This window comes from Pseudomonas abietaniphila (assembly GCF_900100795.1).
Classification (GTDB): Bacteria; Pseudomonadota; Gammaproteobacteria; order Pseudomonadales; family Pseudomonadaceae; genus Aquipseudomonas; species Aquipseudomonas abietaniphila.
Window position 1 is genome coordinate 39,363 of record NZ_FNCO01000017.1, and the last position, 13,711, is coordinate 53,073.

At 62.3% G+C, this 13,711-nt stretch carries 8 protein-coding genes; 7 read left to right on the forward strand and 1 reads right to left on the reverse strand.

Translation table 11 applies throughout. The annotated features are described in order from the left end of the window. Positions 1-808: 808 nt before the first annotated feature. On the reverse strand, positions 809-5,665 hold the full coding sequence (locus BLS87_RS26125) for an NAD-glutamate dehydrogenase (RefSeq protein ID WP_074757172.1): 4,857 nt from the start codon (positions 5,663-5,665) through the stop codon (positions 809-811). A 576-nt stretch (positions 5,666-6,241) separates the two neighbouring features. Between BLS87_RS26125 and BLS87_RS26130 the strand changes: the two genes are divergently transcribed. The 7 genes from BLS87_RS26130 to BLS87_RS26160 all read left to right on the forward strand — a co-directional run bounded on the left by BLS87_RS26130 (position 6,242) and on the right by BLS87_RS26160 (position 13,659). After that, positions 6,242-6,604, forward strand: a complete 363-nt coding sequence (locus BLS87_RS26130) for a hypothetical protein (protein WP_074757174.1) — start codon at positions 6,242-6,244, stop codon at positions 6,602-6,604. Positions 6,605-6,790: 186 nt separating this feature from the next. Continuing rightward, complete coding sequence (locus tag BLS87_RS26135; RefSeq protein ID WP_074757176.1) at positions 6,791-7,750, forward strand: AAA family ATPase; 960 nt, start codon at positions 6,791-6,793, stop codon at positions 7,748-7,750. 4 nt (positions 7,751-7,754) lie between these two features. Beyond that, on the forward strand, positions 7,755-8,699 hold the full coding sequence (locus BLS87_RS26140; RefSeq protein WP_074757178.1) for a DUF58 domain-containing protein: 945 nt from the start codon (positions 7,755-7,757) through the stop codon (positions 8,697-8,699). Then, a complete protein-coding gene (locus BLS87_RS26145) occupies positions 8,696-9,190 on the forward strand; it encodes a DUF4381 domain-containing protein (protein WP_074757180.1) in 495 nt (164 codons plus the stop codon). The genes BLS87_RS26140 and BLS87_RS26145 overlap by 4 nt, the downstream gene beginning before the upstream one ends. Then, positions 9,183-10,250 carry a vWA domain-containing protein gene (locus BLS87_RS26150; RefSeq protein ID WP_074757182.1) on the forward strand — a complete coding sequence of 356 codons (1,068 nt, stop codon included), beginning with the start codon at positions 9,183-9,185 and terminating at the stop codon, positions 10,248-10,250. Before BLS87_RS26145 ends, BLS87_RS26150 begins: the two co-directional genes overlap by 8 nt. Positions 10,251-10,258: 8 nt before the next feature. Beyond that, the gene (locus BLS87_RS26155; RefSeq protein WP_208605204.1) at positions 10,259-11,980 is read left to right on the forward strand and encodes a VWA domain-containing protein; all 1,722 of its coding nucleotides are present in this window, start codon (positions 10,259-10,261) and stop codon (positions 11,978-11,980) included. After that, on the forward strand, positions 11,977-13,659 hold the full coding sequence (locus BLS87_RS26160; RefSeq protein WP_074757186.1) for a BatD family protein: 1,683 nt from the start codon (positions 11,977-11,979) through the stop codon (positions 13,657-13,659). Before BLS87_RS26155 ends, BLS87_RS26160 begins: the two co-directional genes overlap by 4 nt. Positions 13,660-13,711 lie beyond the last annotated feature (52 nt).

Here is a 13,711-nt window from a genome sequence, read left to right on the forward strand (position 1 = left end):
GGGTCACTTTTGAAAAGGCACCAAAAGTAACCAAAAGTGCCCTGCTCCTGGCTGGGTCCGACTTCGTCGGATTCCCGCACTCCGACGACGCTCCGTGGGCCCGCCGCCATCCATGCCGCTCGGCCCACTGCGCGCCGTCTGCGTTTGGCCTGCACCCAAGTCGCGTTTTGTTGTGTCTGATCTATCGCGTATGAAGATCAAGATCAAAAGCGAACGTTGATCTTGGCTTCGCCCCGACCCCCTTGTAGGAGCAGTCGGAGGTTACGACGGCCGCGAAGGCGGTGTATCAGATAAAACATTTGCAGCTGACCCACCGCTTTCGCGGCCGTCGTAACCTCCGACTGCTCCTACAGGTTCGGCGGCGGGCACGGACCCCTATAGCCGGACTGCTACAGGGGATCGCACCAGCTCCAGCTTTTGTTTTGGCCTTGGCTTTGGCTTTTGATCTTCCTGCCTCGCCAGCCCAGACACCACCAAACGCGACTTGGGTGCAGGCCAAACGCAGGCGGCGCGGAGTGGGTCGAGCGGCATGGATGCCGCGAGAGCGCCGTCAGGACATGGATGTCCATTCGGCGCGGGCCCACGGAGCGTTGTCGGAGTGCGGGTACCCGACGCAGGAGGGCCAAGCCGGGAGCAAAGCGTTTTTGGTTACTTTTGTCGCTTTTTACAAAAGTGACCCGCTGTAAGAGCGGAACCGTAAGCCGCCGTTACCGCAGAAACGGATATACCCCCAATCCCAATCCCAACACAAAACAAAAAAGCCCCGCATCTCTCGACACGGGGCTCCGGTTACCACTCAGCTAAACCATCAAACCACAGCAGTCTGCCCGCTCATGGCCAGGTCCAGCAGTTCGCGGTTGGCAACGGCGTACATCGCGTAGTCATTACCACTCGCTGCACGCAGTTCGACCAACATCGCGCGCCAGCGCTCGACCATCGGCATGTGCTGCTCCAGCCACAGGTTCAGGCGCTCTTCCACATCCGCAGGGCCGTTCGGCATCTGCAGGACGGACACGGTGATCGCCCGTTGCTGCCAGTCGATATCGTCGCGGAACGCCTCGCGGGCCAGGGCCTGCCAGTTGTTCTCGACCGGCAGCGCACTGATCTGCTGCAGGTACCAGGTCACGTCCAGCGAGCTGCCCACGGCGAAGTACACTTTCGCCACATCGGCCGCGTTCTGGCCCGTCACGTCAGAGGCTTCGATGATCGGCAGCAGCGTGTACAGGTGCGTCGTCCCGGCAACCATCCGCGCCAGCAACTCCGGCACGCCCGCTTCGACGTATTCCTGATAACGCGCCTGCCAGACTTCACGGGTCGGGCCTTCCAGCAGCTCGTCCAGTTTCAGCCCCAGCGCAGCGATGTGCGGACCGAAGTGCGCGACGTCGCGGGCGGCGTCCAGTTCGTTGCGACGGCTGCGCAGGAACCAGCGCGTGGCACGACGGCCCAGGCGCATGAGTTCATCCATCAGCGCCAACTGGATTTCAGCCGGGACCTTGTAGTCCAGCGCCTCGATCTGACGGAACCAGTGCGGGAGGTGGAAGATGTCCCGCACGATCACGTAAGCACCGGCCACGTTCGCGGCACTCATGCCTGTGGACTCTTTGAGCCGCTGCACGAAGGTGATGCCCATGTGGTTCACCAGATCGTTGGCGATCTGGGTGCTGACGATTTCGCGCTTCAGGCGGTGGCGGCGCATGGATTCCGAGAATTTCGCGCCCAGTGAAGGCGGAAATGCGGTTTCCATGTCGCGGGCCAAGTAATCGTCGTCCGGTACGCGAGACTCCAGCAGCGCTTCCTTGAGGTCGATCTTGCTGTACGAGATCAGCACCGACAGCTCGGCGCGGGTCAGGCCTTGCTTCTCGGCGATGCGCTCGGCCAACTGATCCTCGGCCGGCAGGAACTCGATGGCACGGTCCAGCTTGCCGCGAGATTCCAGGTCGCTCATCAGACGCTTGTATTCGGCGATGCGTTCGTAAGCACGACGCGCGGCCAACGACAGTGCCTGGGTCTGCTTGTAGTTGTTGCCGAGCACCAGATTGCCCACTTCATCGGTCATGCTTTCGAGCAGCAGGTTGCGCTGCTTCTCGGTCATGTCACCGGCCTGCACCACTTCGTTGAGCAGGATCTTGATGTTCACTTCATGGTCAGAGCAGTCCACACCACCGGCGTTGTCGATGAAGTCGGTGTTGGTGGCGCCGCCCAGCAGGCCGAACTCGACGCGACCCAACTGGGTCATGCCCAGGTTGCCACCCTCGCCCACCACCTTGCAGCGCAACTGGTTGCCGTTGACACGCAGGGCGTCGTTGGCCTTGTCGCCGACGTCGGCATGGCTCTCGGAGCTGGCCTTGACGTAAGTGCCGATACCGCCGTTCCACAGCAGGTCCACCGGCGCCTTGAGCAACGCGTGCATCAGTTCGGTAGGGGTCAGTTTGTCGGCGCTGATGTCGAAGCGCGCCTTCATCTGCGGCGTGATGGTGATGCTCTTGAGGCTGCGCGGGAAAATACCGCCGCCCTCGGACATGATGCTGGTGTCGTAATCGGTCCAGGCCGAACGCGGCAGGTCAAACAAACGCTGGCGCTCGGCGAAGCTGCTGGCCGGATCGGGATTGGGGTCGATAAAGATGTGCAGGTGGTTGAACGCCGCCACCAGTTGCAGCTTGTCGGACATCAACAGGCCGTTACCGAACACGTCACCGGCCATGTCGCCGACGCCGATCACGCTGATGCTGTCCTGTTGAACGTTGATGCCGCGCTCGCGGAAGTGGCGCTGAACGCCGACCCACGCGCCTTTGGCGGTGATGCCCATCTTCTTGTGGTCGTAACCGGCCGAACCGCCCGAGGCGAATGCGTCGCCCAGCCAGAAGCCGTAGTCGATGGCGATCCCGTTGGCGATGTCGGAGAAGGTCGCGGTGCCTTTGTCCGCCGCCACCACCAGGTACGGGTCATCGTCGTCATGACGCACGACGTTGGCCGGCGGAACCAGCGCGCCTTCTTTCAGGTTGTCGGTGATGTCCAGCAGACCGGAAATGAAGACGCGGTAGCAGGCAATCGCTTCAGCCTGGATCTCGTCACGGGTGCCGGTGGTCGGCAGACGGCGCGGCAGGAAGCCGCCCTTCGCGCCCACGGGCACGATGACCGAGTTCTTCACTTGCTGGGCTTTTACCAGGCCCAGAACTTCGGTACGGAAGTCTTCTTCACGGTCGGACCAGCGCAGGCCACCGCGCGCAACGTTGCCGAAACGCAGATGAACGCCTTCGACTCGCGGCGAATACACGAAGATTTCAAACTTCGGCACTGGCTTGGGCAGCTCAGGAATCAGACGCGGGTTGAACTTGAAGCTGAAGTAGCTCTTGTTCTGACCATTGGCGTCGGTCTGGTAGAAGTTGGTGCGCATGGTCGCCTTGATCAGATCAAGGTAGCGACGCAGGATGCGGTCTTCGTTGAGGACCTGAACGTCGTCCAGCGCCGAAAGAATGGCCTGCTCCAGACGCGACTGCATGTCGTCCAGATCGCCACTGCTCAGCTTGCGCGCGAGGTAGAAGCGGGTCTTGAACAGTCGGGTCAGCTCACGCGCGATGTCGGCGTGGTTGTTCAGGGTGCTGGCGATGTAACCCAGGTCGAAGCCCAGACGGATCTGCTTCAGGTACCGGGCATAGGCGCGCAACAGCGCCACGTCACGCCATGGCAAACCGGCGGTCAGGACCAGGCGGTTGAACGCATCGTTTTCAGCTTCGCCACGGACGATGTGGACAAAGGCGTCCTGCAGGGTGTCGTTGAGCTGTTGCAGGTCGAGGTTCAGACCCTCGCCATAGGTGAAGGCGAAGTCGTGAATCCAGAACTCGCGGCCATTGGTGTGGCGCAGGCGATACGGGAACTCGCCCAGAACGCGCAGGCCGAGGTTTTCCAGAATCGGCAAGACGTCGGACAGCGCCAGCGGGGTGTCGGCGTGGTACAGCTTGCAGTGCAGCTGCGCCTTGTCGCCCGACAGCGGCTGATAGAAGCTCATGACCAGCGGGTTGGCTTCGGACAGGTTCAGCAGGTGCTGCATGTCGACCACGGCGGAATGCGCGGCGAAGCGCTCGCGGTAGCCGGCCGGAAAGCCTTTCGGGAAGTCGGCCAGCACATTGGTGCCTTGTGCTTCGCCAAAGCTTTCGATAACCAGGCTCGCGTAATCGTCCTTCCACGAACGGCAGGCCTGGATGACTTCGTTTTCCAGTTGTATCGGGTCGATGTCCAGGGCAACTTTCGGGTCCACTCGCAGAATCAACTGCACGCGGGCCAGTACCGATTCGGAGAAGAAGGTCCAGAACTCGCAATCGCTGGCCTTCAGGCGCTCCATCAGCACTTGCTGGATCTTCTGACGGACTTCGGTGGAATAGACGTCGCGCGGCACGTAGGCCAGGCAGTAGCAGAACCGGCCGTACGGGTCTTTGCGCAGGAATACGCGAATCTTGTTGCGTTCCTGGATCTGCACGATCGACATGACCGTGGTGAACAGTTCGTCCACCGGAGTCTGGAACAGGTCGTCGCGTGGCAGCACTTCAACGACTTGCGCCAGCTCTTTGCCAAGGTGCGCCTTGGCATCGAAACCGGAACGGCGCTCGACTTCTGCGACCTTGCGGCGAATGTAAGGGATATTGCGCACACTCTCGCCGTACACCGAAGAGGTGTACAGGCCCATGAAGCGGCATTCCTTGATCACGTTGCCGTCGGCGTCTATCTGGCGGATCGACACGTAGTCCGGGTACGCCGGGCGATGCACACGACTCGGGTGCGCGGCTTTGGCAAACGACAGCAGCGTGGGCTCCTGCAGGTAATTCACTGCATAGCCTTCGATGTGCAGGTCTTCGGCCGTGAGCCCGGCACGCAGCAATTTGGTCAGGCCCAGGAAGGAGGACGGATCGTAAGTCAGTTGACCGCCTTCGCCGCCACCGCTGACCGTGAATTCCTCGTAGCCCAGGAAAGTGAAGTGGTTGTTCACCAGCCATTCGAGGAACACCTTGACCTCGGTTTTCTCGTCCGGGTCAACGGTGTATCCGATGGCGTCGATGCCTGCCAGCAGCTCGTGCAGCTTGGCCTTCATCGGTTCGAAGTCTTCAACGGCCACACGGACTTCACCGAGCACTTGCTCAAGCTCGCGGGCCAGCACGTTCAATTCTGCGGCGTTGGCGCAGCGATCGATTTCCAGGTACATCAGCGATTCTTGCAACACGCCATCGCCGGTGGTGCCTTTTGGCAGCAGCTCGACCAACTGACCTTTTGCGTCGCGACGCACGCTCAGCACGGTGGTCTGCAACGTGTGAATGCTGTAACCGCGACGGTTCAGCTCGGTACGGACAGAGTCGACGAGGAACGGCAGGTCGTGGTGCAACACTTCGACTGCGGTGTGCGTCGACTGCCAGCCGTGACGTTCGTAATCAGGGTTGTAGACGCGAACCTCAGGCTTGCTGTGTTCGAAACGCTCGAGCAGACGCCAGGCCGACAGGGTGCAACCGGCAAGGTCGGAAAGCCTGCGCTGAGTCAGTTCATCGAGGGAAATGATGCCGAAGAATTGATCGGCGAACAGCGCCACTTGTGGCAGTGCCTGTTCACTGATGTGCTGGGCCAGTGCCGCTCTCAGTTGGTGCTGGAAGTCGGACTTGCTGGCTGCGGTGAAGAACGCCATCTGTGGTACTCCGCTTGGCTTGGGCTTTTTATGTAGGAGAGATGCGTGTTTCGGGGTCGTGCATGCGTGTGCCCGTTTTGCGTCTGTTCGATGATAGTCAGCAAAACGTGACAAGGCGCGGTGCGTGATCACACTTGCCTGAGTACTAACGCTCGTCGTGTGTGCGTCGTCACATTGATCCGACCCGAATGACGATCGGTGTGACGTCTGCCCAGGCAGGCTCGACCACACTTCCGTTCATCTGCTACGCAGCTTAACGATAGCGGCCACGCGGCTGCTTGCGGTCCTGCGACATATTCGGACATCGGCTTGCAACGGAATGTTTCCCAGGTACGCAGGAGGGGCTTGAACACTTCGATAACCGGGAGGTTGCGGACACCTGTGGGAGCGAATTCATTCGCGAGACCCCAGTACAATCCCTACATCTCCGTCGCCTGAAACATTTTCGCGAATGAATTCGCTCCCACAGGTGTTGGCGCAAGCCATGGGAACCGGGCCAGTCGACAAGCAGGCAAAAATTGTTCAGGACTGGCAAAATCTCCCCCTGCCCCGAACCGAGCCACAGGACCTACGCCCATGAAGATGATCACCGACAGCTTCATCCACAACCCTTGCGACGAGGAAGAAGATGACATGGCGCTGGCCTGCTGCCACGCCACCAACGGCGACCTGTTCCTGCTGGCGCGCTTTCCGGATGAGGACGAGGTCGACATCACCTTCCGCGACGACACCATTCACGTCGATTCACATCTGAAAGTGACGCTCTCAGCGACCCGTCTGGTCGTGGAAATCGATGCCGCCGACGCCAAACCTTTCGGCGGCGACAACCTTTACGAGATCAGCCACAGCACGCCGCCCAACGAGCTGCGGGATCTGGATGAAACGCTGAGAATCATCCTCAAGGAAGTGGGGACTTACGTCAGCGAGATCCCAGCGTAAACGCCGCGTAACAGTGGGAATACCCGGAATCTGTCAGACAATTCTCACTTTTGCCCCACGAACGCCGCCAAACACTGAAAAAACCCCTTGGCCGGTTAGTCGCCACCCCCTCGGATGGATTAAAGTAACGCCCCCAGCTTCAGCGCCCTTTTGGCGCTGCTGCGAACCTGCCAGGAACCGTCATCGATGGAACATCGTGAAGCGTTGATCGCGCTGCGAACCTTTCTCTCCACTCAGATTCTGGGGCAGGAGAAACTGGTCGAGCGCTTGCTGATCGCGCTGCTTGCCGACGGCCACATGCTGGTCGAAGGCGCGCCGGGCCTGGCCAAGACCAAAGCGATCAAGGAACTGGCCGAAGGCATCGAGGCCGAGTTCCATCGCATCCAGTTCACGCCCGACCTGTTGCCTGCCGATATCACCGGCACCGAGATCTATCGTCCGGAAACCGGCAGCTTTGTCTTTCAACAGGGTCCGATCTTCCACAATCTGGTCTTGGCAGACGAAATCAACCGGGCGCCCGCCAAGGTCCAGTCGGCGCTGCTTGAGGCCATGGCCGAGCGTCAGGTCAGCGTGGGACGAAGCACCTATGATCTGTCGCCGCTGTTTCTGGTCATGGCCACGCAGAACCCGATCGAGCAGGAAGGCACGTACCCGCTGCCCGAAGCTCAGCTCGACCGCTTTTTGATGCACGTCAAAATCGGTTTCCCCGATGCCAACGTCGAACGCAAGATTCTGCAGCAGGCCCGTGGCGAAGCCTTGAACGGTGAGACCAAGCCCGAGCGGCGTGTGACCCAGCAGGCAATCTTCGCCGCGCGCAAGGAAATCCTGGGCCTGTACATGGCCGACGCGGTGGAGGAATACCTGGTGCAACTGGTGATGGCGACCCGCACGCCCGCCAAGTTCGACGCGGAACTGGCCGAATGGATCGGTTATGGCGCCAGCCCCCGTGGCTCGATTTCCCTGGACCGTTGCGCACGGGCCCATGCCTGGCTCGCAGGCCGCGACTTCGTCAGCCCCGAGGACATTCAGGCGATGGTTTTCGACGTGCTGCGCCATCGCATCATCCTGTCGTTCGAAGCCGAAGCCGCAGGCATTGATCAGGACCGCGTGATCCAGCGCATTCTCGACGTCGTTGCCGTCGCCTGATCCCATGCAACCCTATCTGATTTCCCAACCGGGCATCCGCATCAGTCTTGCCGAGCTGATCGAAATGCGTCATCGCGTGCGGGAAGTGCAGCTGTTTTCGTCGCCCAGCCGGCGCAGCCCGCTGATCGGTCTGCACCACTCCAAATTGCGCGGGCGCGGTGTCGACTTCGATCAGGTGCGCGTGTATCAGGCAGGCGACGACGTGCGCACCATCGACTGGCGCGTCACCGCCCGGACGCAGGAGCCGCACACCAAGCTGTTCCACGAGGAGCGTGAGCGGCCGATTTTCCTGATGGTCGAACAAAGCCGCCGCCTGTTTTTCGGCTCGGGCCTGATGTTCAAATCGGTGCTCGCGGCACAGGCCGCCGCTTTGATCGGCTGGGCGGCGCTGGGCCACAACGACCGGGTCGGCGGGCTGGTGTTCGGCGACAACGAGCACTACGAAATCAAGCCGCGCCGCAGCAAGCAAAGCCTGTTGCAACTGCTCAACCGGTTGGTGCGGGTCAATCAGTCGCTGCACACCGAGGCGGTGGCAGACCGGGACACCTTCGGTGTCGCGTTGCGTCGCGCGCGGGAAGTCCTGCGACCGGGAAGCCTGGTGTTCATTCTGTGCGATGAGCGCGCCCTGTCCGATTCCGCCGAACAACAACTGACCCTGCTTTCGCGGCACTGCGATCTGTTGCTGCTGCCGCTGTCCGATCCATTGGACCATGCGCTGCCCGCCGCCGGACTGCTGAGGTTCGCCGAGAAAGGCGCGCAACTGGAACTCGACACCCTCAACCCCGACCTGCGTCAGACCTACCGCGCGCAAGGCGAAGCGAGGCAGGCGCGCTGGGAATTGCTGGCCAAGAAGCTGCGCGTGTTGATGATTCCGCTGAGCACGCAACGCGAGATGGTGGAGCAGCTGCGCGATTACCTGAATGCCCAGCAACCGGTTAAACCAAAATGAGCCTGCTGGACCAGTTGCAGCCGATGATTCTCCCCGAGCCGGTGAGTGTCTGGCCACCCGCGCCCGGCTGGTGGCTGCTGCTGGCCCTGATCCCGCTATTGGGTTATGGCCTGTGGCGCGCGCGGGTTTTCCTGCCGAAAAAGGCTGCTGGCGAGGCGGTCGAGCAGCCGCTCGATCCGCTGCGCCAGGCGGCGTTGATCGAACTCGCCCAGTTGCCCAAACCCTATGACGGTGCCCCGGCCGGCGCATGGCTGCAGCAGATCAATGGCCTGCTCAAACGCCTGTGCCGCAACGACTACCCCTATAGCCAGAGCCACACCCTCAATGGCCGCAAATGGCTGGCATTTCTCGACAATCGCTGCCCGGCGGCGGGCCTGACCCGCTGGATGATCCTGGTCGAAGGCGCTTACAAACCTGAGTGCAAACTCGACGACAAGGCCATCAATGGCCTGACCCAGTCGGTCGACACCTGGATTCGCAAACATGTTTGAGTTCGCCTGGCCCTGGGTTTTCGCCCTGCTGCCGCTGCCTTGGCTGCTGAGGTTCCTGTTGCCGGTGGCCGACAGCGGCGAGGCCGCGCTCAAGGTGAGCTTCCTCAATGAACTCGAGGGCCTGGCCGGTCGTCGCGCCCGTGCTCATCTGCCGGGATGGCGTCGGCAACTGCCCTTCGTGACCCTCTGGCTGTTGCTGCTGGTGGCGGCAGCGCGCCCGCAGTGGCTTGGCGACCCGTTGCCCGTGGCGGCCAGTGGGCGCGATCTGTTGGTGGCGGTCGACGTCTCCGGCTCGATGGATTATCCGGACATGGTCTGGCAGAACGAAGAGGTCAGCCGCCTGACGCTGGTCAAGCAGTTGCTCGGCGACTTTCTCGAGCATCGTCAGGGCGATCGCGTCGGCCTGATCCTGTTCGGCAGCCAGGCTTATTTGCAGGCACCGTTGACCTTCGACCGCAAGACCGTGCGCGTCTGGCTGGACGAAGCACGCATCGGCATCGCCGGTAAAAACACGGCCATCGGTGATGCCATTGGCCTGGCGCTGAAACGCCTGCGGTCACGTCCCGCGCAGAGCCGTGTGTTGATTCTGGTGACTGACGGCGCCAACAACGCCGGTCAGATCGACCCCGCGACTGCCGCGCGCCTCGCTGCGGGCGAAGGCGTCAAGATTTATCCGATCGGTATCGGCGCCGACCCCGACAAGGGCGCGACCTCCATTCTCGGTCTGAACCCGAGCCTGGATCTGGATGAGCCCGCCCTGCGCGAAATCGCCGAGATCTCAGGCGGGCAATATTTCCGCGCCCGCGACGGCGTGCAGCTGGAAAAAATCGGCAAGGCCCTCGACACCCTCGAACCCGTCACACAACAACCCACTCAGGCCCGTCCCGCGCTCGCCCTCTATCACTGGCCACTGGCAATGGCGTTGCTGTTGAGCATTGTGCTGGTGATTCACGAACGCTGGCCGCAAAACCCGGTGTACCGCTTCCTCGCCCGCCAGCCGGTCTTGCACCAGGGTCCGCAGTGGCGGCAGCGCTTCAAGCGCTTGCGGAGGCGCCAATGATCGCCTCGCTGTTCGCGCTGTGGCCGCACTGGCTGCGACTCTGGTGGCTGTTGCTGCTGCCGTTGCTCGGCTGGCTGCTGTGGCGGCTGTGGAACCGGCAGAAGCGCGTGGGTCGCTGGCAGATGATTCTGCCCAGCGCGTTTCACTCGACGTTGCTCAGCGGGGGCAACGGTCGCGAGAGCAAATTGCCGTGGATCGCCCTGGGCTTTGGCTGGCTGCTGGCATTGCTGGCCTTGCTGGGGCCGAGTTGGCAACGGGTCGAGCAGACCAGCCAGAAGCCTGTGGACCCGTTGGTGGTGCTGCTGGAGTTGACCCCGGAAATGCTCGCTGCCGACAGCCCGCCCACCCGTCTGGAGCAGGCACGGCGCAAACTGCTGGACCTGTTGCAGGCGCGCAGCGATTCGCAGACCGCGATCATCGTCTACGCGGGCAGCGCACACACCCTCGTGCCGCTGTCCGATGACCTGTCGACCAGCAAAAACCTGTTGGACGCCATCAAGCCCTCGATCATGCCCGAAGCCGGCCAGCGCGCGGACCTGGGCGTAATCAAGGCCCTCGCCCTGCTCAAGCAGGGGGATCTGGGCGTAGGGCGGCTGCTGTGGATCGGCTCGTCGCTGAACGACGCCGAGCGTCAGGGCATCCGCTCCGTCATGACCGGTCATGCGCCAGAACTGCTGATGCTCGGCGTCGGCACCGCCGAAGGCGCACCCGTTGCGCAGGAGAAAGGCGGCTTCTTGAAGGACGCGCAAGGCGGCATCCTGGTGCCGCGCCTTGATGGCAACAGCCTCAAGGACTTCGCTGAAGAACTCGGCGGTCGTTACACCCCATTGCGGCTGGACGATGACGACTTGCGCGAACTCGGCTTGCTCGATGGGCCCAAAGACCTGCGCAGTCAGGGTCAGACCGTGCACCTCGACAGTTGGGCCGACCAGGGTTACTGGCTGTTACTGCCCCTGCTCTTGCTGGCCGCCTGTGCCGGTCGACGCGGTTGGGTACTGTGCCTGCCGATGCTGATGCTGGTTCCCCAACACAGCTATGCCTTCGAGTTCAAGGACCTGTTTCTGCGTCCCGATCAACAGGGCCAGCACTTGCTGCAACGCCATCGCCCCGGCGAAGCGGCGCGGCACTTCCAAGACGTGCAATGGCAGGGCATCGCACTCTACGAAGCGGGCGACTATGCCGGTGCCGCTCAGCGTTTCGCCCAAGGCAACAGCGCCGCAGACCATTACAATCGCGGCAATGCCCTGGCCAAAAGCGGTGAACTGGACGCGGCCATCGATGCCTATGAACAGGCGCTCGAACGTCAGCCGGACTTTCCGGCCGCCGCTGCGAACAAGGCGCTGGTGGAACAGATGCAGGAACAGAACAAACAGGCCGCAGCCGAAGACGCCAGTGAAGGTAAAACCGAAGGCGATGACGCCGCGAACAGTTCACGATCGGACAGCGCAGAGCAACAGCAAACGAATCCGCAGGCGCCGATTCAGAACGGGGACGATGACGCCAACGGGCGTAGCACGGCGGACCTGTCCGGTGGCGCCGGCACCTCCGACGCACTGCCCAATGACGACGAACCGACCCGGGCGCCCAGTCGTCCGGCCGACACTCACCTCAACGGCGAACAGCGCCAGGCGCTCGAACAATGGCTGCGACAGATCCCCGACGAACCCGGCGAACTGCTGCGACGCAAATTCTGGTACGAGCAACAGCAACATCAGGAAAAAACCCGATGAGTCGTGTGCACACAGTGGTAATCGCCTGGTTGTTGTGCCTGGTCGCGCTCGCGGCACAGGCCGACACCCCTGCTGCAACGTTGCAGGCGAGCGTCGACCGCACACGCGTCAACACCGGCGAAACCGTCGAACTGACCCTCGAGTCTGACGATGCGACGCTGTTCGGCAAGCCGGACATGAGCCCACTGGACGCCGATTTCGAGGTGCGCGACACCCGCCAGCTCAACAGCCTGACCACCCTCGAAGGCAACGTTCATGCGACCACCCGTTGGCTGATCACGTTGATGCCCAAGCACAGCGGCTCGATCGATATTCCCTCGCTGAAACTGGGTGAACTGATCAGCCAGCCTATCGCCTTGCAGGTCGTGGAGGTCGAACCGTCCGCGCAGTCTCAGGAACAGAAGCTGGCGCCGGTGTTCATGGAAGCGAGCCTGGACCAGGACACCGTTTACGTGCAGGCGCAGGCGGTGCTCACGGTGCGCGTCTATCACTCGGTGTCGCTGTTCGATGACAGCAACCTGACCCCGTTGCAGGTCCCGGACGCGCGCATTGAAAAACTCGGCGACACACGCACGTACGAGAAGCAGATCAATGGCATTCGTCATGGCGTCATCGAAATGCGTTATGCGCTGTATCCACAGCACAGCGGCGAGCTGACGATTCCGGCCCAGGAATTCAGTGCAACGATGGTGCAGGACATTCCCGACACCCAGGCGGCAGCCACCAGTCAGCCGACGATGGCCACCAGCCCGAAGCCGGGCAAGCTGATGCGCGTGACGTCCGAGCCGCTGGGGCTGAAGGTCAAGCCGCAACCCGAGCATTACCCCGCCAACACGCCGTGGTTGCCCGCGCGCAGTATCAGCCTGAGCGAGAACTGGAGTCCGGATCCGGCCCACAGTCAGATCGGCGATTCGTTGACCCGCACCCTGGTCATCAAGGCCGAAGGCTTGTCGAGCGCACAACTGCCCCCCTTGCCCGCCACCGACGTGAGCGCCCTGCGTCGCTACCCGGATCAGCCGCAACTGAGCAATCAGGCGAGCGAACGGGGTCTGGTCGGCGTGCGTGAAGAACGTGAAGCGCTGGTGCCCAACCGACCCGGCGCCATCGACATCCCGGCGGTGGATCTGGTTTGGTGGAACACTCAGGAAGACCATCTAGAGCACAGCGCCCTGCCCGCTCGCACGCTGCAAGTCAGCACCAACCCGGCCCTGGCGGTGGACACGCCGGTCAGTGAAAACACCGGCGTCACGGTGATCGGGCCGCCGGTGTGGCCGTGGCAGTTGAGCACGGTGCTGTTGAGTTTTACCACGCTGCTGGGCTTCGGCCTGTGGTGGCGGGCACGCTGGCAGCCTGCGCTGACCCGCGTTGCACAAGCCGGTCCCAGCCCACGCACCGTGCTGGACGACCTGAAACGCGCCAGTCTGGCCAATGACCCGCACGCGACCCGGCAGGCGCTGGATGCCTGGGCCCGTCAGCAACCGGAAACCCTCGCTGACATGGCCGCGCGATTCGTGCCATTGTCCGATGCGCTCGACGGCCTGAACGGCGCGCTGTACAGCGAAACCGGCAAGCTGTGGCTGGGTGAGGATTTGTGGCGCGCCGTCAAGGCATTGCCAGCGGTCGAACGACCGCAAGACCCGAACGGCGGAGACAGCCTGCCGCCGCTGTATCCGAAATAACTTCTCTGGATCGATGCGTAATCATCGTGCATCGATCGTTCCCCTGCTCCGC

Excerpts from the sequence above, each read along its gene's own strand:
- BLS87_RS26125 (WP_074757172.1), bottom strand. The coding sequence starts at position 5,665 with ATGGCGTTCTTCACCGCAGCCAGCAAGTCCGACTTCCAGCACCAACTG.
- BLS87_RS26130 (WP_074757174.1), top strand. The coding sequence starts at position 6,242 with ATGAAGATGATCACCGACAGCTTCATCCACAACCCTTGCGACGAGGAA.
- BLS87_RS26135 (WP_074757176.1), top strand. The coding sequence starts at position 6,791 with ATGGAACATCGTGAAGCGTTGATCGCGCTGCGAACCTTTCTCTCCACT.
- BLS87_RS26140 (WP_074757178.1), top strand. The coding sequence starts at position 7,755 with ATGCAACCCTATCTGATTTCCCAACCGGGCATCCGCATCAGTCTTGCC.
- BLS87_RS26145 (WP_074757180.1), top strand. The coding sequence starts at position 8,696 with ATGAGCCTGCTGGACCAGTTGCAGCCGATGATTCTCCCCGAGCCGGTG.
- BLS87_RS26150 (WP_074757182.1), top strand. The coding sequence starts at position 9,183 with ATGTTTGAGTTCGCCTGGCCCTGGGTTTTCGCCCTGCTGCCGCTGCCT.
- BLS87_RS26160 (WP_074757186.1), top strand. The coding sequence starts at position 11,977 with ATGAGTCGTGTGCACACAGTGGTAATCGCCTGGTTGTTGTGCCTGGTC.